The sequence below is a fragment of the Bacteroides pyogenes genome (assembly GCF_014196225.1).
Lineage (GTDB): Bacteria > Bacteroidota > Bacteroidia > Bacteroidales > Bacteroidaceae > Bacteroides > Bacteroides pyogenes_A.
In genome coordinates this window covers 1-24,811 of record NZ_JACIDI010000009.1, presented here as the reverse complement: position 1 = coordinate 24,811, position 24,811 = coordinate 1, and the positions used below count along the sequence as shown (strand labels likewise).

At 41.0% G+C, this 24,811-nt stretch carries 22 protein-coding genes, 2 tRNA genes and 2 pseudogenes; 15 read left to right on the top strand and 11 right to left on the bottom strand.

The features are described 5' to 3' along the window. Nucleotides 1-28: 28 nt before the first annotated feature. A complete protein-coding gene (gene ribD / locus GGR07_RS07600; protein ID WP_021645785.1) occupies nt 29-1,075 on the bottom strand; it encodes a bifunctional diaminohydroxyphosphoribosylaminopyrimidine deaminase/5-amino-6-(5-phosphoribosylamino)uracil reductase RibD in 1,047 nt (348 codons plus the stop codon). 53 nt (nt 1,076-1,128) lie between these two features. Between ribD and prmC the strand changes: the two genes are divergently transcribed. The 12 genes and pseudogenes from prmC to GGR07_RS07540 form a co-directional block, all read left to right on the top strand. After that, nucleotides 1,129-1,977, top strand: a complete 849-nt coding sequence (gene prmC, locus GGR07_RS07595; RefSeq protein WP_021645786.1) for a peptide chain release factor N(5)-glutamine methyltransferase — start codon at nt 1,129-1,131, stop codon at nt 1,975-1,977. Beyond that, nucleotides 1,974-2,444 carry a regulatory protein RecX gene (locus GGR07_RS07590; protein ID WP_021645787.1) on the top strand — a complete coding sequence of 157 codons (471 nt, stop codon included), beginning with the start codon at nt 1,974-1,976 and terminating at the stop codon, nt 2,442-2,444. The genes prmC and GGR07_RS07590 overlap by 4 nt, the downstream gene beginning before the upstream one ends. A gap of 481 nt (nt 2,445-2,925) precedes the next feature. Next, complete coding sequence (gene pyrE / locus GGR07_RS07585; protein ID WP_021645790.1) at nt 2,926-3,564, top strand: orotate phosphoribosyltransferase; 639 nt, start codon at nt 2,926-2,928, stop codon at nt 3,562-3,564. Between the two features lie 164 nt (nt 3,565-3,728). Continuing rightward, a complete protein-coding gene (locus GGR07_RS07580; RefSeq protein WP_021645791.1) occupies nt 3,729-4,139 on the top strand; it encodes an SRPBCC family protein in 411 nt (136 codons plus the stop codon). A 14-nt stretch (nt 4,140-4,153) separates the two neighbouring features. Further along, on the top strand, nt 4,154-5,494 hold the full coding sequence (argH, locus tag GGR07_RS07575) for an argininosuccinate lyase (protein ID WP_021645792.1): 1,341 nt from the start codon (nt 4,154-4,156) through the stop codon (nt 5,492-5,494). A 649-nt stretch (nt 5,495-6,143) separates the two neighbouring features. After that, nucleotides 6,144-6,216 (top strand) — tRNA-Gly (locus GGR07_RS07570). An 18-nt stretch (nt 6,217-6,234) separates the two neighbouring features. Beyond that, nucleotides 6,235-6,319 (top strand) — tRNA-Leu (locus GGR07_RS07565). Nucleotides 6,320-6,922: 603 nt separating this feature from the next. Continuing rightward, nucleotides 6,923-7,825: a DUF6268 family outer membrane beta-barrel protein gene (locus tag GGR07_RS07560; protein WP_021645793.1), complete on the top strand. Its 903-nt coding sequence runs from the start codon at nt 6,923-6,925 to the stop codon at nt 7,823-7,825. 32 nt (nt 7,826-7,857) lie between these two features. Continuing rightward, nucleotides 7,858-8,835 carry a histidine kinase gene (locus tag GGR07_RS07555; protein WP_021645794.1) on the top strand — a complete coding sequence of 326 codons (978 nt, stop codon included), beginning with the start codon at nt 7,858-7,860 and terminating at the stop codon, nt 8,833-8,835. Nucleotides 8,836-9,152: 317 nt separating this feature from the next. Continuing rightward, nucleotides 9,153-9,872 (top strand): sensor histidine kinase, encoded by a 720-nt coding sequence (locus tag GGR07_RS07550; RefSeq protein WP_221213954.1) that lies wholly within the window; start codon nt 9,153-9,155, stop codon nt 9,870-9,872. Beyond that, entirely contained in the window at nt 9,869-10,576 is a 708-nt protein-coding gene (locus tag GGR07_RS07545; protein ID WP_021645796.1) for a LytR/AlgR family response regulator transcription factor, read from the top strand. Before GGR07_RS07550 ends, GGR07_RS07545 begins: the two co-directional genes overlap by 4 nt. Before the next feature lie 308 nt (nt 10,577-10,884). After that, a pseudogene (locus GGR07_RS07540) lies at nt 10,885-11,055 on the top strand (ATP-binding protein); the annotation flags it as partial. A 1,006-nt stretch (nt 11,056-12,061) separates the two neighbouring features. Here the strand turns inward: GGR07_RS07540 and GGR07_RS07535 are convergent. The 5 genes from GGR07_RS07535 to GGR07_RS07515 all read right to left on the bottom strand — a co-directional run bounded on the left by GGR07_RS07535 (nt 12,062) and on the right by GGR07_RS07515 (nt 16,657). After that, nucleotides 12,062-12,490 (bottom strand): very short patch repair endonuclease, encoded by a 429-nt coding sequence (locus GGR07_RS07535; RefSeq protein WP_021645799.1) that lies wholly within the window; start codon nt 12,488-12,490, stop codon nt 12,062-12,064. Beyond that, nucleotides 12,490-14,364 (bottom strand): ATP-binding protein, encoded by a 1,875-nt coding sequence (locus GGR07_RS07530; protein ID WP_021645800.1) that lies wholly within the window; start codon nt 14,362-14,364, stop codon nt 12,490-12,492. The genes GGR07_RS07535 and GGR07_RS07530 overlap by 1 nt, the downstream gene beginning before the upstream one ends. A gap of 28 nt (nt 14,365-14,392) precedes the next feature. Continuing rightward, nucleotides 14,393-15,478, bottom strand: a complete 1,086-nt coding sequence (locus GGR07_RS07525) for a DNA cytosine methyltransferase (RefSeq protein ID WP_021645801.1) — start codon at nt 15,476-15,478, stop codon at nt 14,393-14,395. After that, nucleotides 15,465-15,890, bottom strand: coding sequence for a helix-turn-helix domain-containing protein (locus GGR07_RS07520; RefSeq protein ID WP_021645802.1), 426 nt, complete (start codon nt 15,888-15,890; stop codon nt 15,465-15,467). Before GGR07_RS07520 ends, GGR07_RS07525 begins: the two co-directional genes overlap by 14 nt. A 338-nt stretch (nt 15,891-16,228) precedes the next feature. Next, the gene (locus GGR07_RS07515; protein WP_021645804.1) at nt 16,229-16,657 is read right to left on the bottom strand and encodes a DUF3408 domain-containing protein; all 429 of its coding nucleotides are present in this window, start codon (nt 16,655-16,657) and stop codon (nt 16,229-16,231) included. A gap of 228 nt (nt 16,658-16,885) precedes the next feature. Between GGR07_RS07515 and GGR07_RS07510 the strand changes: the two genes are divergently transcribed. After that, nucleotides 16,886-17,857 (top strand): IS110 family RNA-guided transposase, encoded by a 972-nt coding sequence (locus GGR07_RS07510; RefSeq protein ID WP_021645805.1) that lies wholly within the window; start codon nt 16,886-16,888, stop codon nt 17,855-17,857. A 739-nt stretch (nt 17,858-18,596) separates the two neighbouring features. Continuing rightward, nucleotides 18,597-19,013, top strand: coding sequence for a conjugal transfer protein MobA (gene mobA, locus GGR07_RS07505; RefSeq protein WP_034543155.1), 417 nt, complete (start codon nt 18,597-18,599; stop codon nt 19,011-19,013). Nucleotides 19,014-19,099: 86 nt separating this feature from the next. Here mobA and GGR07_RS07500 read toward each other — a convergent pair whose 3' ends face one another. From GGR07_RS07500 to GGR07_RS07480, 5 genes are all read right to left on the bottom strand, one after another. Then, nucleotides 19,100-19,426 carry an RteC domain-containing protein gene (locus GGR07_RS07500; RefSeq protein WP_034543154.1) on the bottom strand — a complete coding sequence of 109 codons (327 nt, stop codon included), beginning with the start codon at nt 19,424-19,426 and terminating at the stop codon, nt 19,100-19,102. Further along, a complete protein-coding gene (locus tag GGR07_RS14070; protein ID WP_316928483.1) occupies nt 19,323-19,682 on the bottom strand; it encodes a hypothetical protein in 360 nt (119 codons plus the stop codon). Before GGR07_RS14070 ends, GGR07_RS07500 begins: the two co-directional genes overlap by 104 nt. An 89-nt stretch (nt 19,683-19,771) precedes the next feature. Then, nucleotides 19,772-20,752, bottom strand: a complete 981-nt coding sequence (locus GGR07_RS07490; RefSeq protein ID WP_122056733.1) for a helix-turn-helix domain-containing protein — start codon at nt 20,750-20,752, stop codon at nt 19,772-19,774. A 139-nt stretch (nt 20,753-20,891) separates the two neighbouring features. Continuing rightward, the gene (locus GGR07_RS07485; RefSeq protein ID WP_122056734.1) at nt 20,892-22,073 is read right to left on the bottom strand and encodes a hypothetical protein; all 1,182 of its coding nucleotides are present in this window, start codon (nt 22,071-22,073) and stop codon (nt 20,892-20,894) included. A gap of 18 nt (nt 22,074-22,091) precedes the next feature. Next, complete coding sequence (locus GGR07_RS07480; protein WP_122056735.1) at nt 22,092-24,467, bottom strand: TonB-dependent receptor; 2,376 nt, start codon at nt 24,465-24,467, stop codon at nt 22,092-22,094. Nucleotides 24,468-24,593: 126 nt separating this feature from the next. Between GGR07_RS07480 and GGR07_RS13910 the strand changes: the two are divergent. Next, nucleotides 24,594-24,811, top strand: a pseudogene (locus GGR07_RS13910) (ABC transporter ATP-binding protein); the annotation flags it as partial.

The window sequence follows — 24,811 nt, the reverse complement described above, 5'->3', positions numbered from 1 at the left end:
TTTATTGGCATAAAACCTGCAAAATCGATTATTTAACGTTGCTTTCATTGGTGTAATGCAAGAACGTTCTTCCGAAATGATTCTCGATGAAGCAGTTTGCCGGCGAATGTATCTCGGGCGCTTTTACGCCGCCTTTCAGCAGCTGCGGACATTTTTCTACGAACGCTTCATCCCACAGGCCGTCGTTGATAAACGTATCGAGCAGTTGTCTGCCTCCTTCTACCAAAACAGATTGGATGTTCCGCCGATAGAGATGCTCCATGATCTGAGGCAGAAGACGTTCGTTGAAGTCCACCGGAATGTAAGTGACGTTCTCTCTGTCCGGGGCTTCACGTCCTGAAAAGACCAATGTAGGAACAGCCCCGTTGAAAATCTCCAAGTTTGCGGGAAGAGACAGGCTGCGGTCTAAAACAATGCGTATGGGATTGCGCCCGTGCCAGTGGCGTGTGGTCAATGAAGGATTGTCGAGTAGGGCGGTTCGTCTTCCTGTCATAATGGCGTCGTTTTCGGCTCTTCTTTTGTGTGTCAGCATGGAAGTAAGAGGAGACGACAGTATGACCGGCCTTCCGCCTGTGCGTTCCCGGTCGATGAAACGGTCTGCCGACTCTGCCCATTTAAGGGTGATGTAGGGGCGACGGAACGTGTGGAAAGTGACGAACCGCCGAATCAACGCCTTGCATTCTTGCTCCAACACTCCGACTGTTACTTCTCTGCCCGCGTCGCGCAATTTGCCGATGCCTCGCCCTGCAACTTTCGGGAAAGGGTCTTGGCATCCTACTACGATGCGGGGGATTTGCTTTTCGATAATCAGGTCGGCGCAGGGAGGCGTTTTGCCGTAATGGGAGCACGGCTCCAGACTGACGTAGATTGTCGACCGCTTCAGTAAAGACGGGTCTTCGACGGACTGTATTGCGTTTACTTCAGCGTGTGCGCCGCCGGCACGAACGTGGTATCCTTCGCCTATTATCCGTCCGTTGTGCACGATGACAGCCCCTACCATGGGGTTGGGTGCGGCGTTGTTCCGCCCGTTTTGGGCAAGTTCGATGCAACGTCTCATATATTTTTCTTCTTCCATCGGTGTGCTTCGTTCTATTTATTCTTACTTTTGCAAATCAAATATACGGAATAATGAATCAGATCACCGCTTACATCCGCCAGTCATTGCAGGGACTTTATCCCCCGGAAGAGCTGCGCGCTCTTTCGATGCTGATCTGTTGCGATATGCTGGGACTGAAAGCTCTTGATCTTTACATGGGCAAAGATATAATTTTATCTGAAAGCAAACAGCGCGAATTGGAAAACATTGTTTCCCGCCTGCGAAAGAGTGAGCCGATACAGTATATTCGCGGGTATGCGGAGTTTGGCGGAAGGAGTTTCCGGGTGGCTCCCGGTGTGTTGATTCCTCGTCCCGAGACAGTGGAGTTGGTAGATTTAATTGTACGGGAAAATCCGCAAGCCGCTCGTTTGCTCGATATCGGAACGGGTAGCGGATGTATCGCAATCTCTTTGGATAAAAGGCTGCCGGAAGCGGCAGTGGACGCTTGGGATGTTTCGGAAGACGCATTGGCTGTGGCTCGTGCCAACAATAAGGAGTTGGAGGCGAACGTAGCTTTGAAGAAGATCGATGTGCTGTCCGATGCGCAAACCGAACCGGAGTGCGAGTCCCCTGTTTACGATGTAATTGTAAGCAATCCTCCTTATGTGACCGAGTCTGAGAAGCAGACGATGGAACCCAATGTTCTCGAATGGGAACCGGAGCAGGCGTTGTTTGTTCCCGATAGCGACCCTTTGCGGTTTTATCGCAGGATTGCCGCGTTGGGACGAAAGATGCTGCTTCCGCAGGGGAAGCTGTATTTCGAAATCAATCGCGCTTACGGGCGGGAAACCGCCCTCATGCTCGAAGGGAGCGGATACGGGAATGTACGTGTGATAAAAGATATGTTTGGGAACGACAGAATGGTTGCAGCAGACTTATGAATAGACAAATGACGGAGAATGAAGCATTGGCGCGTGCCGCTTCGTATTGCTCGGCATCCGAACATTGCCGGGAAGAAATAAATGAAAAGTTGCGGCGTTGGGGAATCGCGCCCGATGCGGCCGAACGTATAACGAACAGGCTCGAGGCCGAGAAATATATAGACGACGAACGCTTTTGCCGTGCTTATGTCAACGATAAATTCCGCTTTTCCAAATGGGGAAAGAAGAAAATAGCGCAAGGGCTTTATCAGAAGAAAATCCCGGCGGAAGCAGTGTGCCGCTGTCTGGACGAGATCGATGACGAACATTATTTGTCGGTGCTTCGCGAGCTGTTGCGTGCCAAGCGAAAAAGCGTCCGTGCGGAAAACGAATATGAACGGAATGCCAAACTGGCACGGTTTGCGATGAGCCGTGGATTTGAGTGGGAATATATCAGGCAGTGTATCGACTTGGAGGAAGAAGGCTGAATGATGCTCTTGCCAAGAACGCTTGTTTCCGGTTTTACCGGTTACCGGAGAAATCGTTTCGGCACATTTCCCAATAGCTTGTCCCCGTTTTCTTCTTTCTTTTTTTTTATTGTTCTGTAAATCAGTGTGTTGTTCTTCTTTTGGAGTAAGCCTCTTTTGTCGGAATGATGACAATATATGGTTGCTTCGGTGTGCATATATAGCCACCTTGGTGTGTATATATGGCTACCGCGGTGTGCATATATGGCTACCGTGGTGTGTATATATGGCCAGCAAGGTGGCTATATATGTTCAGCGGAATGGATAAATATGGCAAACATATCCTCTCTTTGCAGAACGGTGTGAATCGCATCCAAAAAAGAAACCGGGAGGAGGAAGCCTTGTCGCACTTGCAAGAAAAAATCAAAATAAACGGTTTCTTTCTTTTGAATCTCACCCAATTTCTGTAATTTTGCGCCAAATGATAAAAGGTTAGTTGTTTATGAAAAACTTAGAGAGATTATTTGCAGAGAAGCTTTTGAAAATTAAAGCAATAAAACTTCAACCGGACAACCCCTTTACTTGGGCTTCGGGATGGAAATCCCCCTTTTACTGCGACAATCGTAAAACTCTGTCTTATCCATCTCTTCGTAATTTTGTGAAAATTGAGATTACGCGTCTCATCTTGGAGCGATTCGGACAAGTGGATGCAATTGCAGGCGTGGCTACGGGAGCAATTCCACAAGGGGCTTTGGTGGCCGATGCTTTGAATCTGCCGTTTGTGTATGTTCGCTCTACACCTAAAGATCATGGGTTGGAGAATTTGATCGAAGGAGAACTTCGTCCCGGAATGAAAGTAGTGGTGGTGGAAGATCTGATCTCTACCGGCGGAAGCAGTCTGAAAGCTGTGGAAGCCATCCGTCGCGACGGATGCGAAGTTATCGGTATGGTTGCAGCCTTTACTTATGGATTCCCGGTTGCTGAAGAAGCATTCAAAGGCGCTAAAGTACCTTTGGTTACGCTGACCAATTATGAAGCCGTGCTGGAGGTTGCCCTTCGTACAGGATATATTGAAGAGGAAGATGTGCCGACTTTGAACGAATGGCGTAAAGACCCCGCACATTGGGATGCCGGAAAATAAGGATTTGGGGTTTATGTTGATTTGGGGGAAAGGACTTTTCGGGTATTGCAACCCGAATCGTTCTTTTTTTATTTATTAAGATAAAACATCTGTTGAATGTTGTGATTCACGGAGTCTTTCATCGAACAGAAGAATGTCTCCGTTTATTTAGAAATACATAATATATGAATAAATTTGAGAGTAGTGTTAAGGTAATACCTTGCAGCCAAGAGCGTGTGTATGCCAAGTTGTCCGATCTGAAGAATCTGGAAGCGGTGAAAGACCGTTTGCCGCAAGATAAAGTACAAGGTCTGAATTTCGATTCCGACACCTTGAGCTTCAGTGTCTCTCCCGTTGGGTCGTTGACTCTCCAAATCGTGGAGCGTGAGCCCTGTAAATGTATCAAGTTCGCGACAACTCAGTCTCCGTTGCCTTTTAACCTGTGGATACAGATTGTCGAAACGGCTCCGGAGGAATGTAAGATTAAAGTGACCGTCGGCATGGAAGTCAATCCGTTTATGAAAGCGATGGTGCAAAAGCCGCTGAAAGACGGACTGGAGAAAATGGTTGAAATGCTGGCTGTTATTCAATATTAATCATTGTAAGAGAGATGGCGCAGAAACTTTGGGAAAAATCCGTGCAGGTAAACGAGAGAATTGAGCGTTTCACGGTAGGACGCGATCGCGAAATGGATCTTTATCTGGCCAAGCACGACATAATAGGTTCGATGGCTCATATCACAATGCTCGAGAGCATCGGTTTGTTGTCGAAAGATGAATTAAGGCAATTGCTGGACGGGCTGAAGCTTATCTATGCATCTGCTGAGAGCGGGGAGTTTCAGATCGAGGATGGAGTAGAAGATGTGCATTCTCAGGTAGAATTGATGCTGACCCGCCGTTTGGGTGATATGGGCAAGAAAATCCATAGCGGGCGTTCGCGCAACGATCAGGTGTTGCTGGATTTGAAACTTTTTACCCGTGCGCAAATCAAGGAAGTGGCTGAAGATGTGGAGCGTTTGTTTCATATATTGATTCGCCAGAGCGAACGGTATAAAAACATTCTCATGCCCGGTTACACACACCTGCAGATTGCAATGCCTTCTTCTTTCGGGCTATGGTTCGGCGCATATGCCGAGAGTCTGGTAGACGATATGCAGTTTCTGCAGGCTGCTTTTAAGACCTGCAACCGCAATCCTTTGGGCTCTGCTGCGGGATACGGTTCTTCTTTTCCACTGAACAGAACGATGACCACCGAGCTGCTCGGTTTCGATTCTATGAATTACAATGTGGTTTATGCTCAGATGGGTCGGGGTAAAACCGAACGTAACGTGGCGTTCGCGTTGGCTACCATTGCCGGAACAGTTTCTAAATTGGCATACGACGCTTGTTTGTTTAACAGCCAGAACTTCGGTTTCGTGCGTCTGCCCGATGAATGCACTACAGGATCGAGTATTATGCCGCATAAAAAGAATCCCGATGTGTTCGAACTGGTTCGTGCCAAATGCAACAAGCTGCAATCTCTTCCGCAACAGATCATGATGATTGCCAACAATCTTCCTTCAGGCTATTTCCGTGATCTGCAGATTATAAAAGAGGTCTTTCTTCCTGCGTTTCAGGAGTTGAAAGATTGCTTGCAGATGACTGCTTTTATTGTGGGTGAGATGAAAGTAAACGAACATATTCTTGACGATGATAAATACCAGCTTATCTTTAGTGTAGAAGAGGTCAACCGTTTGGTTCGCGAGGGAATACCTTTCCGTGATGCTTATAAAAAAGTTGGTTTGGACATCGAGGCCGATCTCTTCAGTCACGACAAACAAGTTCGTCATACGCATGAAGGCAGTATCGGCAATTTGTGTAATCAGGAAATCGGCAGATTGATGAAGCAAGTCATGGACGGCTTCCATTTCCATAAGATGGAGGCTGCGGAAAAGGCTTTGTTAGATCAATAACCACTTTCTGATGAGCATTTTCGACTTCGCCGGACAACCTGCGTCCGGTAAGATGGGCAAGAATTGAAACTCCCAATGAGATTTGCCGGATGCGCTTCCTAAAAATCATGAACATGATTGAGTCTACGCTGATGAAGTATTGAATGGGTATATAAAAAGCACTCCTGCAAAACGAATTACATTGCATTTGTGCTACATTATTTTATTGAATGGGAATGTAGAAAGTGCTCCTGCAAAACCGATATATGGTCGCATTTTATCCGGAGTGCAAACTATAGAAAAGAAATGCATCCTTTTTCCCGAGTCAAAGGATAATCTTATGTGTCCTGAGGGCCCTGTACCAAAGTTTTATAAGTTCAAATTTCCCTTTGAGGGGTATGAAGTGTGTTAATATCCGATGTGCTTAATTCTTATTCATGAATAAAGAAGCCAATAAAGGAAATGCTCAATGAGCGTCGGATAAGCTTTAGTCATTGAGAGTCTATTTTGCAAGGACAGAAGCAAAGATAAATATCCGAAAGCAAAGAAACTTTATGTTTCGACTTGTTCCTGATTTTTTCCGGGTAGTGAACCTTGTTTTCGGTAAACTTTATCTAAAAAAGTTTGGCAGAAACGAGGAAACGATGTATCTTTGCACCCGTTGAAAAGCGCGGAAATAGCTCAGTTGGTAGAGCATAACCTTGCCAAGGTTAGGGTCGCGAGTTCGAGTCTCGTTTTCCGCTCTTCTTTTTTAAAAGGATGCTCGAATGGTGGAATCGGTAGACACGAGGGACTTAAAATCCCTTGGCCATTGCGGCTGTGCGGGTTCAAGTCCCGCTTCGAGTACAGGATAAACGCTAATAGGTTATTGAAACTTGTTAGCGTTTTCTTATGGTGGGAAGGTAATATTCTTGTTTGATTCGAGACATTCCGTTTTGCCTATTTTGTCTCTACCTTTTGCTCTGCCGGAATCGGTAATATTTTGCTATACTTTGCTTATCATATAGTCGAAAAAAGAAAAACTCCTGATTTTGTTTGAAAATCAGAGTTTACGTTGTTCTGCTTTTCTTCAAAGTGGTGCACCAGGAATCGTTATATTGATTCAAGTGGCTGTATTTCTTATATATAAGTTTTTATAAAGAAGTAATCTCCCGCTATGCTCCATCAAACTTTTGCGCCATTTTGTAGAGAAATTCTTCACTACTCATTTCCTGTTACAAAATATACGAGGAATCGTCATAAATTGGAAATTTATGACGATTTTTTTAGGGATTAATTTCGAGTTACATGATTTAGCAAAGCATTATAACCATCAAAAATAATGCCAGAAATATACTTGTATGTAAAAGTAGCATTGTTCGTCTATGAAAAGAACGTCTTTGTCCACTTTCACAAATATGTTTTGCTTTCCCTTTTACTTTTGTCGTCTGAATTTATAAACCAATCAGCATGAAGCAGACGGCTAATCTAACGTTATTGATATGTGTCTTTCTTTGTCTTGGAAATAAGGCACAAGCACAGGTTTTCTTAAAATCCGAATATATCTCTCCTTCAAAGTTCAAAGATAAGAACGGAAACAAACTCCGTGGGAAGGGAGATTTGAAAACAATAGACGGAGGTATCAGAATTCCTGTGTGTATCAAAATGGATGAGAATAATAAACCTATTGCTTGGGCTATTGCGCTTACTGGAACGTATGCTTCGCTAGGTAATAAAGATATTTCTAAAGATTACGCTACGTCTGAAATACTAAATGCGCAAGTTGGAGTAATGCATGTGCGACCACTAAACGAAAAATGGTCGATACTTGCCACATTGGGAGCGGGAATATATACTTCTAACCTCGATAAAATTTCGGGGAAATCCATATTAGGGCAAGGCGGGATATTGTTTATAAGACACGCTAAACCAAATTTTGATTGGGGTGTCGGAGTTGCCATAAATAACGCACTCGGTTATCCGATGATATTCCCTTCCTTCTATTTGGATTGGCGTTTAGGCGGGATATATGACTTCAATTTGTCTATGTATGATTCATTTCAGCTAAGTTTAAGTTCTCAGATTAATGATAACTTTAAGTTAAGTATTGTTGGAGAATCTAAAGGTTTAATGTCAGCAGTAGAGAAAGACGGAAAAAATATGTATTTTGTTTCTCAATATGGATATGCGGGTATCCAACCTGAATATAAAATTGCTAAAGATTTAGCTGTTTATGCGACAGGCGGGGTTTCGCTTACGCGGGATACTTACTTTCAATCCAGAACATTAAAGGCGTTCTATAAAAGTGAAGATAATTATCCCCATTTTGGTGTATCTGCCTATTTTTCAGTCGGGATAAAATACGGCTTCTAAAAATAATCCTGTAATTTTAGAGTTTAAAAGGTATGCAGAGAGAACAAAACAATAACAATAACAATCTACTATATCAGTTGCTTATTGAGCCAAGATTTAGATTTATCAGGCACATCATCTTATTTTGTGTTGTCTGCCTAATCGTTCTCAATCAGTTTTTGCTTGCTTATTCCGAAGTCGTAAATCAAATTAACCCCCTACCTGTTTTGATAGGTTATTTATCTGTATATTTATTCTTTATTTATCTAAATCTCTATGTCCTAATCCCTAAACTTCTGATAAAAAGCAAATATCTTTATTATTTGATTGCACTTCTCATGACAGCAATTTCGATTACGATTGCTGATATTTGTATAGAATATTTTATTCATCGCTACTATGGGATACCGTTCAACCGATTTTCTTTTTTCTCATTGAGAAGTATTCCGTTTGTAGAACTACTATCAGATATATTATTAACCAGTATTTTGCTCATAGGTATTTCTATTACCGTATTTTTCAAGAACTGGCTGTTAAGTATGGAGCGGGAAAAAGCATTGAAGAAAGATAAACTATATACCCAATTGGATGTATTGAAAGAGAGGGTTGCTCCTTCTTTCTTGTTAAATGTCTTGTATAAAGCAGGAGAATCTACTAAATCAACCCCAGCTACTTCCTCAAAAATATTATTGAAACTAAGTCGGCTGCTTAGATATCAGTTATATGACAGTTCCAGAGATGTGGTTTTGTTACGTTCAGAAATAAATTTCCTAAGTGATTATTTGAGTTTAGAGAATAGTTGTAACGAGAATCTGAATTATATAATAACATATCCTCCGTTAGAGAAAAATTATTTCGTTCCTCCGTTATCTTTTGTTCCTATTGTTGAAGATGCTTTAGATACGTTTCGTGAACAAAAGGATGACCTTTTGATTGAACTGAAATTTGCAATTACAGACAATTGTGTGATTTTTACATGTAAGGATAATAAAAGAGAAACAGTCCATAGATGCAACCTTATAAAAATATAGATGAGAAGGTAATTAATATGCTTAGCGGAAAAGAATACAAACTTCTCCGTCATATGTTGTCTTTGCTTATAATTGGTATCATTGTGTTTGGTATGATCTATAAAAATAGTGACGGATATTACTCTGAATATGGTTTGTTATACCAATTCACGGGAACTTACTTGTTGTTCGTCGGAGTTATTTACTTCAATTTGTACCTGCTTGTTCCCAAATTCCTTCTGGAAAACAAATTGCTCACGTATGCCATTCTCATTATCATAACAATGGTTTTCTTGCTTTTTACGTTTGTCTTTATACAAAATATATTCTCCTATTCTGTGGATGACAACAGAACTGGTTCTGAAGTAGGAATTAACATAATCAGTACGCTTATATCTATTGGATTGATTATTATAGCTTCCTCTACATTTCCTCTCTTTCGTAACTGGATAGAACGTAATAAAAATATCAATGAACTGGAAACTACAACTATAGAAGCGGAACTGCAACAATTAAAAAATCAGATTAATCCTCATTTCTTATTCAATACGATAAACAACGCAAATATCAAGGTCGAAAAGGACCAGAAATTAGCTTATCATATAATAACAAAGTTATCTGAATTGTTGAGGTATCAATTGACTGGTACTTCTCAACGCACAGTGCTACTGAAAGATGATGTAACATTTATAACGGATTATCTGGAATTAGAAAAAACTCGCCGAGACCGCTTTTCGTATGAACTGGAAACAGAAGAAACGATATCTCATATGGAAATACCACCTCTTCTCTTTATTCCCTTTGTAGAAAATGCTGTAAAGCATAGTGTTTCTGTGAAAGAAGAAGCATACATTCGTATCTTTTTCCGAGAAGAAAAGGGATATTTGCATTTTTATTGTGAAAATACAAAACCTGTCACTCCATCAAAATATAAATCTGGTGGATTAGGACTAAAAAATATCAATAGGAGATTAGAGTTGTTATATGGCAATAACCATACATTGCACATAGACGAATCGGATAAAAAATATATCGTTAATTTATACCTGAAAATATGAAGTGCATTATTGTAGATGACGAACCTATTGCTCGGGAAGGAGTAGAAGCATTAATAGGAAAAATACCCCAATTGCAATTAGAAGGAAGTTTTGAATCTGCAGAAACAGCTTCGGAGTATATCAACGTTCATCCTGTTGATTTGATTTTTCTGGATATCGAAATGTCTGGAATAAACGGAATAGAGTTTGCCCGAAGCATCCCGAAAAAAACGCTTGTTATCTTCACAACTGCTTATTCCGAATATGCTTTAGATAGCTATGATGTTGATGCCATAGATTATTTGGTCAAGCCCATTGAATGGGAAAGGTTTAGAAAAGCGGTTGATAAAGCAATCTCTTATCATTCCCTATTAGTAAATGAAGCTAAAGAGGAGATAGACGCGGATAATGATTTCATTTTTGTGAAATCTGAACGCCGCTATTTCAAGGTTTATTATGATGATATCTTGTTTATCGAAGGACTAAAAGATTATGTAATTATCCAAACCGGAAACAAGCGAATTATAACAAAAATGTATCTGCGAACTATTCTTGAATTGTTACCCGAAAAAAAGTTCTTCCGAATCAATAAATCCTATATTGTAAACTTGAAAAGAATAGATTCCTTTGATAATAACGATGTCTTTATTGGAGAACGAGGAATAGGTATTGGTGCTACCTATCGTGAAGATTTCTACAAGATTTTCATGTCCAGGAAAGTCTAATAATATCTATTATAACCCTGTTTTGGTATGTCGAAATAAGGTTACTTGTCTACATCAATAATTCTAATGCATATTTCGGTTGATACCCGTTCAGCATTTCCGGTGATACCCGTTCACTCCGTTGGTAATCTTCTGTATCGTTAGCAAAGTTAATATTTTTTCTTAGGCTCTCTCCTGTGAGGCAAAATTTCATTGCCTTGTGTACGATTCTGTCCAGACAGGCTTCTGCAATCAGCTCACTTTAGAAGACATGGTGCCAGTCTACAACCGGCAGTTGGCTTGTCAGGATGGTTGCTTTCTTGTTGTATTGGTATGATACAATCGGGGATCCTACCGTGGCAGATGCCATCATGGATCGTATTATACATACGGCTCACCGAACTGAGTTAACCGGGGAAAGTGTCCGGAAGATGGCGGCATACGGTCAAGACGGGGGCATTATTGAATATTTTCAGGGGGTAGAATCATTTTGGTTTTAGGGGGGCATCTTACACTGGATTTTCCACTTATCATATAGTCGAAAAAAGAAAAACTCCTAATTTCGTTTGAAAATCAGGAGTTTACGTGGTTTTGCTTTTCTTCAAAGTGGTGCCACCAGGAATCGAATAAAATTGATAAGTGGCTGTATTTCTTTGAGTTTATATTCTACAAAAGACCTAATCTCCCGCTATTGCTCCACCGATTTTCTGCAATGCTTTGCTTCTTTTTCGTGGGTGATATTCTTATATATGCACAAAGGTAATAGGATCCACGGGAAGGAGCAATTATTCTCCGTTTTATTTTCAGAAAACAATTCATTTGGAGTTCTCCCTTCCTTTTTCGTATAGTGATGGTAGTCTGATTTATGAAGAAAATTTTTGAGTCGATCTGTCTATTTGTATCCGGCTCTAAGTATGCCAATATATTCTTGTATCGAGATCACTCTTTCCTATAATTTTATTCCGATGATAGCATTGGTATGTAGTTTTATCTTCTTAATTTCTCAGTTACAACGGATTTTATCTCCAAAACGTTGTAAGTTCCGAGCATGCAAGCGATAATATCATTCCCTTTTCTCTAAGGTTCATTGTTGGTGGAACGTTTTTTATATTTTTTCTAGTTTTTGCCTAGTCTTTCTTCTACTAATGGAATGTGTAGTGTTTCCTCCCGAACTGCACATTTATTTCGGAATAAGTCTTTTAATTGTATGGTTCGGACATCAAGGAATTGCCCCTACTGTTATGGTTGTTTTCAATAATAAAAACGTTAATTGCTATATATATTTTGGGGAGGGGGTAACAGTATTTTTTTATATTACTAGACATAATCAAATTTGCAAACAGTTGCATTTCAGTGGTTTACAATAAATAGCGGGTGATGATAAAGAAACCAGTGAAGTTCTATATTTTCCTTTCTTTAACCTTTTCGAAGGGTCACTTTTTGAGGTAGCAAAGGTCGCATTTTCTGCACAGAAAGGTAGATTTCTCTCCACTTTTTCTCCTGAAACTACTTTGATAGCCCTGATTTAATTTCTTTTACCAATCTATTGAGAAAATATGTTCTAACTGATGCTTTTAACTGACATTGCCATATTATCAATACTTTATATCCTAAATTCTCTAATTCTGATATTTTTCTTTTGTCTCGTTCAATATTCGCATAAATTTTGTTCTCCCAATAAGCCACATTGGTTGACGGGAGTCGAGAAAACTTACAATTCTCATGTCCATGCCAAAAACAACCATTAACAAATATTGTAGCTTTATACTTATGAATAACAATGTCTGGAGTGCCAGGCAATTGTTTTACATTTTTCCTATATCGTAAGCCCTGAGCGAACAGATACTTTCGGACTATTATTTCAGGTTTTGTCTCCTTTCCGGTAATATGAGACATTATTTCCGAACGCTTTTCCTTACTGACAATATCGCCCATTATCCTTTAATGATAATATAATCTTTTAACCGTGTAATATTCTCTATTCGAGATTTCTTTTTATATCCGAGTTTATCGCAGATTGCCTCTATCTTTTGGCAAAAAATATCGGAGTTCAAAGGACTCATAGACAATTCATTGTCATCACTTCTCTCTGTACTATGCCATAACGCTTCATCATTTAATGGATGTTGTGGTTTAAATGGAGGAATATTGAATATTCTATTATCAACTTGCGTTATCCACGATGCTCCCACTTCTGTCATTGCACCCCATGCATTTTGAGTATTGATACTCGTAACGAATATGACAAATATCTTTTGATTTGAATAGCTTTCAACAAAAAAATCCCTCAAATAATCGTAGATAGATGTTGCACTTTCTGGAATGCGGCTTACCTCATCATCACAGCTCGTATACAGTATGTCTTCAGGAGGAATATTGTTAAATATCAAAAATGAATATATAAGATCTGCTAGCAATTTGTCTCTTGAGGCGTGACTAATTAATATTTTCTTTTTTTGAGAATCTACAATAGGCTTTAATCCCAAAGTCTTTGCATTATTATTGATTGTTTTAAAAATAACTTGTTCAATAGTCTCTTTGGGAGAATTGGGTGCCAATTGTCCAATTTCCTCAGCAGCTTTTTCACTGACTGTTGTCCTAAATAAATCTACAGCTTTCCGAAATTTATCCTCATTCCCTTTTTGTGTGTCTAATTTACGTTGCTTTTTTGCTTTGCTTTGTTCGTTGGAAAAGATAACTCTTTTACGGAGAATATCTGGAAGAAGGTCATTTCTGACGTATTTTATTACAGCTTCATAACGTGAATCATCAGATTTATAACCCTGCCTATTACTCAACGCCATATCTGGAAGTTCGGATAATTCGAATAAATCTACATGTAATTGCCCAACAACAAAAACTTCATTCAATTTGTTTTGCCCCACGAGAGGCAAAATATTGAATTCTCCTAATTTCTTATTAGCGTATAACGAAATGAAATTATCGGGAAAATCTGTAAAGGTGGCTTTGCGTCCTCTAGTAGAAGCATATGCTCCTATCCATCCTGTAATCTTCAGTTCATATTCGTGTTCTATTCCAGTATTGTCTTTCAATACCAAAGGTTCAGTATAAGCATCCTTTCTTTCAACTAATTCTGTTCGTTTATTTGGAAATGTATTCGGTATATGATTAGAAAGCCAGACAAACTCATCTCCTAAAGAAATGAATGCACAAAGTTCTTTAGCAATATTCTTATCAAATGTATCTATTGTTGTTCTTTCCCCTCCTCTGATTATATGAATCTTAAATTCCTCATTTACTAAAGGGAAGATTTTCAAGAGATTGCGTTTTATTGATTCCATAGATTTATTCAATCTATATTGCGGGTTACGCATAACTATTGCTGTTCCATTGTTTTCAACATAATCGAATACTATGTCTTCTTCCGATATAGCTTGTAGTTTGTTTCCATCAATAGGTCTACGTGATAGAATAAATCCTGATTTTTCCCCATTACTGATAGTCATTATATCAACATATTCAGAAACAGACAATGCCGCTAATTTACCTACCCCCTTTCGTCCCATTTTTCGCCTATTGCCTGATCGAGTTTTGGATTCATCTTCTTTGGCTCGTGATATACCGGCGACATTCAAAAATTTTTTAACTTCTCCGTGTTCATATGACATACCATGCCCATCATCCTCTATACGAATGTCATCTCTATTAGAAATAACATATACATTATGAGCATCAGCATCATAAGCATTTGCAATTAACTCAGCCAACACATAATAGATATTCGTATATAGATTAGGACCCAATAATTCCAAAATTCTTGGATCTACATTCAGTTCATATTCTTTCATTGTTGATCAGATATAGTCTTTTTTGTCGTTATTTTCCTATTAAAGATAAATGACATATTATACTTTTAGCTATTATTTCTCCCAATTTAGGAGGAACTGCATTTCCAATATATCTAGATGCTTTTGTTGTAGCTATTTCTTTTTCATTGAGGAAGAATTTATACGTCTTTGGGAAAGTTTGAATCAAAGCTGCTTCTCTGATAGAAATCGCCCTATTTTGAATGGGATGTCCGAAACGACCATTTCCTAGTCCCGTACATTGGGTTGTCATCGTTGGTGCAGGTTTTTCCCAAACCATTCTTCCATATACGCTTCCAAAGCTTTTACCGTTTTCTGATTTATGGCATTGCAGAAGTAAGTCCTCCGGCCAATCTCTCCAACTTCCCCCATACGGGGTACTCTGAATCCGCTCCATATTTAATGGCGATAATGCCTTTGCTCTATGTAGAGGATCTTGTTTATTAATCTCACCCGCATTAAGTTCTGGAAGTCCACCGATAGCGTCCTTCACTGTTAAGTAGTCGCTAGGTTTATGTGTCGGCGAGATTAAGTTGATTTCTCCAAATCTCGATGCTAACAAAACCAACCTTTTTCTGCTTTGAGGTATTCCATAATCGGGACAGAACACCTTGTCTACACTAACATAATATCCTTCATCTTGTAGTAAGGATACAAAATCACTTAATACGGGTTTTTCTTTAAATGTCAATATCTGAGCGACATTTTCCATCGTAACAATATCAGGTTGAACACCTTTTACTAAACGACCAAACTCATAGAGCAAGTCATATTTACCGGAATCTTTATTCTTGTTCTTAAAAGCGTATGAAGAAAAAGGTTGACAAGGAGCACAGCCGGCTAAAAGTTTTATAGAATCAGAAGAATATGTATTTAATATCTCTTCTGGCATAACCTCTTTAATATCCTTGTGGTGAAAAACAGCTCCATTATTAGCTTCAAAAGCATATTGACAACTAGCATCCAAATCATATCCACCCAGAACATGTATTCCGCCATTTTTAAGACCGAAACTCAATCCTCCGATGCCACAAAATAAGTCTATGGCCTCAATTATTGGCTGTGCCGATAATTTCTTCACATTAGATTTTTCCATTCTTTCTATGGCTCTTGATTTGATTTTTCACGACCTCTATGACCTCCTCAGAACATTCTTCTTTATCAATAATGGCATATACTGCATCCGCAAGCCATAGTACAAGAAGTTCTTGCTCCTCAATGTTGAAGTAAGTTGCAAGAATCGGCAAATGTTCTCGTTTTGCTTTTTTATCTCCCCTTTCAATTTTGCTATATGAAGGCGTATCTATGTCTAATACTGTAGCCAATTGTCTTTGCAAAAGTTTTTTCTCTTCTCGTAACTTTTTTATTTTACTCGGAAATAGCATATGTTCAAATATTTCAACTTCGACTTTTCTTTTATGAAATAGTCTTTTTCTTGCAAATTTACTGATTTTCTCTATCCTCACAAAATTATCAGTAGATATTTGAGCCTTTTCTGTACTATACATCAGAGATTGATCATTCTCATTTTCTTCGGCAAAGGTAGTTCCGGCGTACTGCGGGCAACAAGGTCAAATGGCAAGCCGTTAGAGCAACAATCTCCACACTTCCATTTCATTACAGGTAGTATTCTTGCCCTAAACCTTGTTGTCTTTGCTCCCTACCTCTTTGTTGTCTCGAAACGAAAACGACCAACCCGATGGAAAGACGCATAAAAATGTCGATAACGCGAGGACAGAGAAAAAGAAAAATGAAAACTCAACTCCCTCTTCTCTGGAATCCGCATAAAATCAAAACATCCGATTGGTCATTATTGAAGAGTAGCAGGATGTTGGCGAAAGGCGACTTACAATAGCTTCCTAAATTTCATCTCAGCCAATCTGTTGATTTCATCTTTGTAGGTCTCAAGGTGGTGGAGGATGATGTTCTCCACATAGATGCCGATGGTCATATCTCTGTTTCTCATCGACATGACTATCTCCGCCAACGTGTCTTGCAACTCTTTGGCAATATAGATGGTCTTGCGATTTTTCAAAGTGTTGCGACAGATGAAAAGTGACTCATAATCGCCTTTGTCAGCCTTTCGCCTTTCTCTTCTTGGGACTCTTGAAAAATCCTTTGACATTGGCTCGTCATTTGGACGTTCTGATTCAACACACCGCTCTTCTGATTGAGCTCGTTTCATCTCACTCTCTTTTCTTTTCATGGGAATACCCTGTGAAATAAGTTCTCGGATGGCAATGGGATCTACCTTGCTGTTTTGATTCTCTGTCATACTTTCTTAATTTCTATTGTCGTACATTTGTACGTTGGTTAATAATTCGATAATTTATAACTTTGATATAGGCATGGACAAAGACCGATTTATTGGTGGTTCTTGAAGCCGGGTTTAACGTTCAGTCCCCATGCCTTTACATCTGAAATCTGGATAGTTCGTTGGGACTTATGATCCCGTGTTAGCGACGATAGGTTACAGGATGTATTCAGCCCAATTAAAAACGTTATGACTTACATTGGAATTGACATCAGCAAGGACAGCTTTGTAGCTGCTTTTCCGAAAGTATCGGGTTATCAGACCCAAACTTACCCTAATAGCGTAAAAGGTATCAGGAAGTTCATCGGCTCACTTTCCATAACAGAACATCATTGTGTGATGGAAGCCACCGGCAATTACGGCTTTCTGCTTCTTTATCTGCTTGACAGGCAAGGAATAGCTGCCAGTATGGTAAATCCCAAACAAATCAAGCACTTTTCACGCATGATGATGACCGTCACCAAGACCGACCCCAAAGATGCCTGTATGATTGCCATGTACGGGGAGAAAATGAATCCTCCCGTTTACAAGATGCCCTCTGAAACCGTCATGCTGCTGAAGCAGAAGAAAACGATTATCAGGCAGTTGAAGAAACAGCTTACGGCCAGCAAGAACCTGAAAAGCTCTCTCGTAGTGCTTCCGTTCCAAGACAAGAACGGGATGAAAGCCTTGGATAAGACTATTTCTTTTTTGGCAAGCCAAATTGAGTCTTTGGAATCTGAACTTGCAGACTTGGCTTCATCTGAGTTTGACAGGCAGGTTAAACTACTCACATCCATCAAAGGGATTGGCATCACTTTGGCTACAGCCTTGATTGTCGCTACCGGAGGATTCTCCTATTTCAACAATGCAAAGCAGGTTTCCCGTTTTATCGGGATATGCCAGACTTACCAGCAGTCAGGAACATCCGTACACATCAAAGGTGGGATTAACCGCAACGGGGATGCGAGTCTGCGTTCACTACTTTATGTCGCTTCGTGGTCGGCATTACGTGGAAACACTACTTGCAAAGAGTGTTATGCGCGATTGAAAGCCAATGGGAAGCCTTCCAAGGTAGCTCTTATTGCTGTCGCGAACAAGCTCGTCAGACAGGCATTTGCCGTAATCAAGTCAGATGCACCTTATGTGGATGGATTCGTTTCTACCCATCAAACAAAATAACCTATGGTGGAATTTTTGCTCTCATTTTATTTGCTTATTAATATAGTTCGTTATACAATTCTCTGTTCATTTCGTTGCCGGTATATTTACCGACGAAGACGAATACATCCACTATCGAAGATATGTCCAACAATCGGCTTGTACCAGTAGGGCTACATCCTTTCGTTCATACCCTTTCAGTGGAGATGTTCATTAGTGTCCATCAATACAATCGTTCGATTGTATCTGCTTTCGCACATTCCCACGTTCGAGTGAGAGAATTAAGGATATGCTCTTTGATATACACCCTTGCCTATATCGCTCATCGAAACGTGATGTTATCGAAAACGCATACTACCACCGACATATTTGACAATGCAAATATATGGTTCGGTGATGCTGTAATCTGCGTGATTTTCTTTAGTGCGTACTTGTGGCGTTGATTTGCGTATCTGTGGCTCTGTGAGAGGCAAGTGGTTTAGACACAACGCTTAGTAACTTTGCACCCAAGCGGTGAGCAGATGCATTCGAGGCATAAATCCTCTCTTTTCGAGAAAGAAATGCTCCGCTCTTCGGGACGGATTTATTTGCATCGGGCAAATAGCAAGGTATGTTTTATGCAGCACGACTCCGTTTTTGCAGCATAAAACCCTTGCTCCCCGAGAGAGCTGAAAAACTCCGAAGTCGTTTTTCTTGAAAGAGACAATATCATGTTTCGAATGCCGGTTATGCCGTGAAACACTAAAATCCGAAGTAAGAAATGAAAATGAAGAAAATTCGGAGCGCACGCTCCAAAGAGAAGACAGAAAAGCGTGTTTCGGTCAATTTCACACCGACGGAATACGCTCATTTCCTCACGATGAAAGAGGAAAATGGTGTACGAAGTCTGTCACTATTTATCAAGGCAAGAGTCTTTAATGAGACCTTTCGAGTGATAAAAGTGGATCGGTCACTGTTTGATTACTATCAAAAATTGACGACTCTGTACGGGCAATTTCGCAGCGTCGGGGTGAATTACAACCAGACTGTGGTCGCTCTGAAAAGCAATTTCACGGAGAAGAAAGCCTTTGTGATGCTCACCCAGTTGGAGAAACTGACACTTGAATTAGCAATAATCGGAGGTGAAATCGTGCAACTGACTCGTGAATTTCAAGAGAAATGGCAACATCGGCAGTAACCATTTTACATCGTACTGTTCTTTTTGGATGAAAAAATCAGGCTTCCATCTCGTTTGGGGAAGCCTGATTGATTATTTGCATGCAATTACCGTTTTTTGAATTTTCCACCTTTCAGGTCGCTCTCTACCATTCGTTTGTTCAGTTTCTCTCGGAGTTCGTCAAGGAAATATGTGCGACTGTCGTCCTTGCGATTTTTCATGTTCATATAGACGTTGTAGCAGTTCTTGATTTCTACTCCGAAGATTTCGGAAAGGGCATCAGCCAGTTCCTCTACACCGATTTCTCCATTGTTAATACAATCGCAAGTGTCAAGAGCATAGAGTAGTTCTACCAAGTCCACGATCTTTCCTGTCCAACAGAACTTCTTGGCAGGTTTGCTTTGTGACGCGGGCAACATTCCTTGCATGCGCATCTTTAGCAATTTCAACTCTGTGCCAATGATAAAGAGCAACTTTGACACATTTTTTCCCCTCTTCAGAGGTTATGTCTGAGTTTTCTACTATCATCCGCAATTGGAATCGAGTAAAGTTTAATGTGCGAAACAACAAAACAAGATTTTCTTCACTATCCCCCAACTTGATGATTTCTCTGATAAGATCATCGGTTGCTTCCTTACTTTTACTGGAGAATAACAGTTTAAAGGATTCTTTTTTAATAAGTCTTTTCATATTGCCTAATGTTTTATAGGCGAAGTTTGGAAGATTATTTGGAGTAAAATAACCCTCAGACAGCAAGTTTTATCCATGCTATGTCAATCTTACAAGGAGTCGAGATATTGTTTGGGTTTTATTCTGTGATATTTTCGGAAAGCCTCCGTGAAGTGGCTGAGATTGGCATATCCGATTTTATAGCCTACTTCGGATACAGAGTAAAGACGAGTGGAAAGCAAACGTTTTGCCCATTCCATCTTTTCGGATAGGGCATACTCGGCAATCGCCTTGCCAATAACCTGTTTGAAGCATTTTTGTAGTTTGGAACTGCTCATTGCTGCTTCACGTGCCAGTTCGGGAATGCTCGGTACGTTGTTCAAACTTTGTAAAATCTGACGACGGACACGGAAGACAGCCTCCACATCGTTCAAATTCAAGTTGGAAAGGGATTTTACTTCCGAACGCTTTTCGAGTTTTTCAAGGAATATTGTCAGCAGTTCTATTGCCTTTCCATGCAAATGGAGGGGATAGAAAAGCACATCGCTTTTGGCTGTGGCCTTAATGCCATCCAATACTTGTTGCATCGCAGGTGTGATGGTCTCGAAGAGATAAAAAGACTTGTCTGACTGAAGCAACCGACCGATGTAGGTTTCGTGAGCCGTATCCATTTGCTCTATCCAATCCTTGTTGAAGGTCAATGTGATGTTTTCATACTGCCGTTTGGGAGCGAAAGTCCACTCCGTAGGGATATTGCTTGAGGGCATAAAGATACCGTCGAGCGTGTCCATCCCGACCGTTTTCGTGCTTGTGCCGATAATCTGCTCGTGCTTATGCTCGTTGATATAGAACATCACGGGAATCCATTTCGAGTTTTCCACCGAGCGACGCACCATTGTCATCGGTTCGTACGATACGAAACTGATGTAGGTCAATGTGAGCCATGACAACGGGTAGTATTGCTTGAAAAAGCCGCTGCCCACTGAGGGCGGAACGGTAAAACCATCGTTCGTTACCGATGTGCCGAATTGCTCGGCAACCATCTCCATCCAATCTTCTGGCTTATTGATTGCACAAAATTCTATGGTCATATCATTATACCTTTCTGCAAATTTACAAATAAACAAGGATAAAAAAGAGGATTTTCTTATATTTTTATCCTTGTTGAATCACGTGCTCTATAAAAAACAAGAGTATTCCTTTTTGAGGGAATACTCTTGCGATAGGGATTTACTCAAATGCGACCAAACTTGAAGGTACTCCCACGGCAGTAACGACAGGTGTTTGAGAGCATTCACCCGTCTTGGTATTGTAGGTATAGTAGCCCGTTCCGTTATTGCACGTCATACCAAAGACGATGAAATCTTTGTAGCGGGTTATGGCAAAAGAGCCATTGCTGTCGGTCATCGGCAAATCGAGTTTTTCGATGGTTTTGTTCCAAATGTCGATTTTCACGGGTTGGAAGTCTTTCTTGAGTATTCCGAATTCCGTATCCGTTACTTTCAAGCAACTATATACAATGCCATTGCCCGCATAGTAAGACTTAATCATATACTGCCCCGTTTTGCCAATCCCTTTTATGGTTGTCTTCGACAAGTTGAACAGGTAGTCGGCGTCCCATTGGTCGCTTCCTTTGCGGATACGCAGGAAACCTTCCTTATTGGCAACGTTGAAGTTGTTGCCCGCACTGTAAAAGTAGATGTCGCCTCGCTCGTCCATAAAGGCATCGGAATGGCGAAACAATCCGACAACACTTGTGCGACTATCCTTGATGACTTCGGTCTTTTTCGTTTTAAGGTCAATAACAGCCACCTCTGCACCCGTCCCCGGAACGGAGGTGTGGGGCGAATTGAGCTGGTTAAGAGCTACATACATCTTTCCGTCTCGAATGACGTTGCAGCCAGGGTCGGGATTATTGTCCTGAACAGCATAAGGCGAGAGGTCGATTTCATCCTCTTTTTGCAACGTAGCGGTATTGATTAGCGCAATCTTTCCCCTTCCGTGCAAAGCAACGTATGCCCGCTGTTCGTCGATGAAATTGATTTCTCCGGGTTGCGCCATCTGTTCAAAGGTCATCGTACCTGCTTTTAGAAGTTCGCCGTGCGCCCCTCTTGTAAACTTGTGTACCTTATCTCCGAATTTCCCTTCGGGCACAAGTACCGTGTTTCCTTTTGCGAAGAGATAACACCCAAAGCCAAATTCAAAGGCTTTCTTGTTGTCGGTTGCTTGAGGTGTCAAATCACCGAACGTGCCGACGTAAGCACTTTTGTCCACATAATGCACAAAGGCAAAATGCTGTTGCACCTCATTGGGCGTTGGTTTCGGGTCATCGTTCTTGTCGCAGGACGTCAGCCCTATGGAGCCGACCAGCATAGCAGAAAGGGCTATGTTCTTCAATGTTGTTGTTCTCATTATCATTTATGTTTAGAGTTATAAAATACCTTTCGAGAAGACGTATCTGAATTTGAGGTGGAATGTCCGTCCTGCCAACGGTTGGCGGAACTGGTCCCACACTTCTTTATTCATCAGATTGTGGCATTCCAAAGCGATGGAATATTTGTTCTTGTAGGTCAATAGCAGACCAATATCATTGACGAAACTGCGAGGAATACGTCGTTTCTGCAATTCGGTAAGTTCCCAAAAGTAGAAGAACTCTTCCGTGAACTTCCCGTCCCAAAATGCCTTGACATACCAATTCTTGAACAATCGGTCGCTGTGATATTCCGCTCCGAAGTTGGCAAACAGATAGGGAATATTCGGCAGTCGCAATCCTTTTGTCGGATTAGGGGCTTGGGTGCCCGGCAAATAGTCCAAAACATCGCGTACGTCCTGATAAGTCAGGTTCCCGTAGGCATAGACTGTCGGCGATATATCCAATTTCAACTCGGTCTCTATACCTTTGATATGCACCTTTTCTGCATTCACATATCCGGCTGCCATATGCTGTTTCATCAGTTTTATCATATCGCTCACCTGCATATAAAAGCCATTCACCTCAAATTGCAATCGCGACAGTCCGAATACATCGTTTTTATCTATCAAGAAACCCAGATTGAAGTTGTGGCTTTTCTCTGGTCGTAGCCCGGCAGCAGGAAAGGTAATGATACCGTCACCGAACAACTCTTGCGAATTGGGGAGTCGTATTGCCCGTTGATAAGATGTCTTCAGATGAAAGCCTCTGAACGGTTCGTATTTCATTGCCTCTATCCAGCCGATTTGCGATGTCGTATTGCTCTTTTTCTTCGGAGCCTCGATCATCTCGTATGACGTCAAATCCTCTATCTCGGAATGGAGATGGAAATATTTTACAGATAACATATTCGTCAGTTTCCTGCCGAAGAGTTTCGCTTCCCAAGTCAAGCCCGAGACGACGCTGGTCTTTTTGCTGGGAAATCCTCCGATAATAAACCCTGCGTGCTGACTTGCAATGTCATCATTCGGCTGTCTGCGGGCATAGTTAATAAGCGTGTTCAGGTTCAAACTGTGATTGACAGACAATCTGTAATCAAGGTTGATACGTTCGTTGATTTCCAAACCTTTGTCGTTTGAGTTGTGAGGAACGTCCCCCGTTTCTCCCTGTCCGTTCGGGCTCGGATATATATTTCCCTCAAAATCGTGATTAACTCGTGCCGTATCCACAAAATTGTTCGTCGTATGCGAGAGGGAGAAATGCGACTCGAAGTTAAGTCGATTGTTCAGTATTCCGCTTTTTATCAGTTTGTTTTCGAGCATAAACATCCCGGATTTGTTTTCAGCGTGCTGGATATTCTTCAATACTCCTTGTATCTCATTGAAACGGTTGTAATACCCGAACTCGGTACTAATCTCATCGAACCAAAGTTTCGTGAAAGCGACTTTCCCTTTCAGCATATACGAACGAAAACGGTCGTGGTCACGCTTCACTAACAGGTTTTCTCTTTCGGGAACTCTAAATGAGTAATCATTCTTTGCAGACGTATAATACCCTCCCGCACCGAGCAGAATACCGCTCTTCGGAAAGTTCTTGCGAGAGAAGACGCTTCCCTTGTGTGTCTGGTAAGAACCAAGTTCATACGAAGCATCCAAATAGTCCGTACTGAACTCCTTCGTGACGATATTGACGGCACCACCCAAGCCATCGCAACCGAAACGTGCAGGGATAATGCTTTTATAGACCTCTATCCGTTCGATAATGTCTATCGGAATTTCATCAAGCGAAAAGGCTCCGTCCGAAGTATTCATCGGAATACCATCCCAAAGAATCTGAATACGATTTCCCTCCAAACCGTGAACAATAATCCTCGAACTGCTTCCCAATCCACCTGTCTGCCCGACCTTCAAACCAATGGTCTTGTTCAAGATGGTTTCTAAAGAAACGGAACGACCTTGCAATTCCTTTGCATTTATCACTGAAACCGCTTCGGGCGACTCTCTGATAACCTGTGCTTTTGTTTTTCCGAAGACTACCACATTTGCCAATTCTGTCGATTCCGGACGTAATTTCAGGGTATGACGCTTCTCATTTGCCGTAATCGTTTCGGTAATTGTCTGATAACCTACATAACTTACCCTTAATACCAGTTTTTGATGGGCAGGCGTATTTAGTTTCGCCACTCCTTTTATGTTGGTGGTTGTACCGTTCTTGTACGAAGGGTCGTTCAGACCTTTCCATTGCACCGTGGCAAATTCTATACTGTTACCATTCTCTGCATCAATAACTTTTATTTCGATGGAATGCTGTTGTGCAAACATCGGATAAGCCCACAGCAATAGGATGCTGATGATGAGCATTCTTTTGTATAAATGAACTATTGAGTTGATTGACATATCTTATCTGTTTATAAAAACTCGTACAAAATTACCCACCTATAAAACAGATAAATAACCCTACTATCCACACTTATACCCCTATTGAGTTTTATATGTGTCAAGTTATCGTTTTTGGGCAGTGTAATGCTCATTCGGGTTATTTTACCCCTGTGCGTCTCCGTACTTTTGCATCTTAGAAAATCAAAACGATACAGATATATGGATAAACAAAAAATCAAGCCTCTCGATGAGGAACGGGAGAGTCGCAGCCTGCTCTCCAATGCGGTGGTCATACTGCATCTTGTTTTCGGCACACTGCCCCTATTGCTCGTGGTGTGGGCAGTGGACAGGCTGATGAGCGG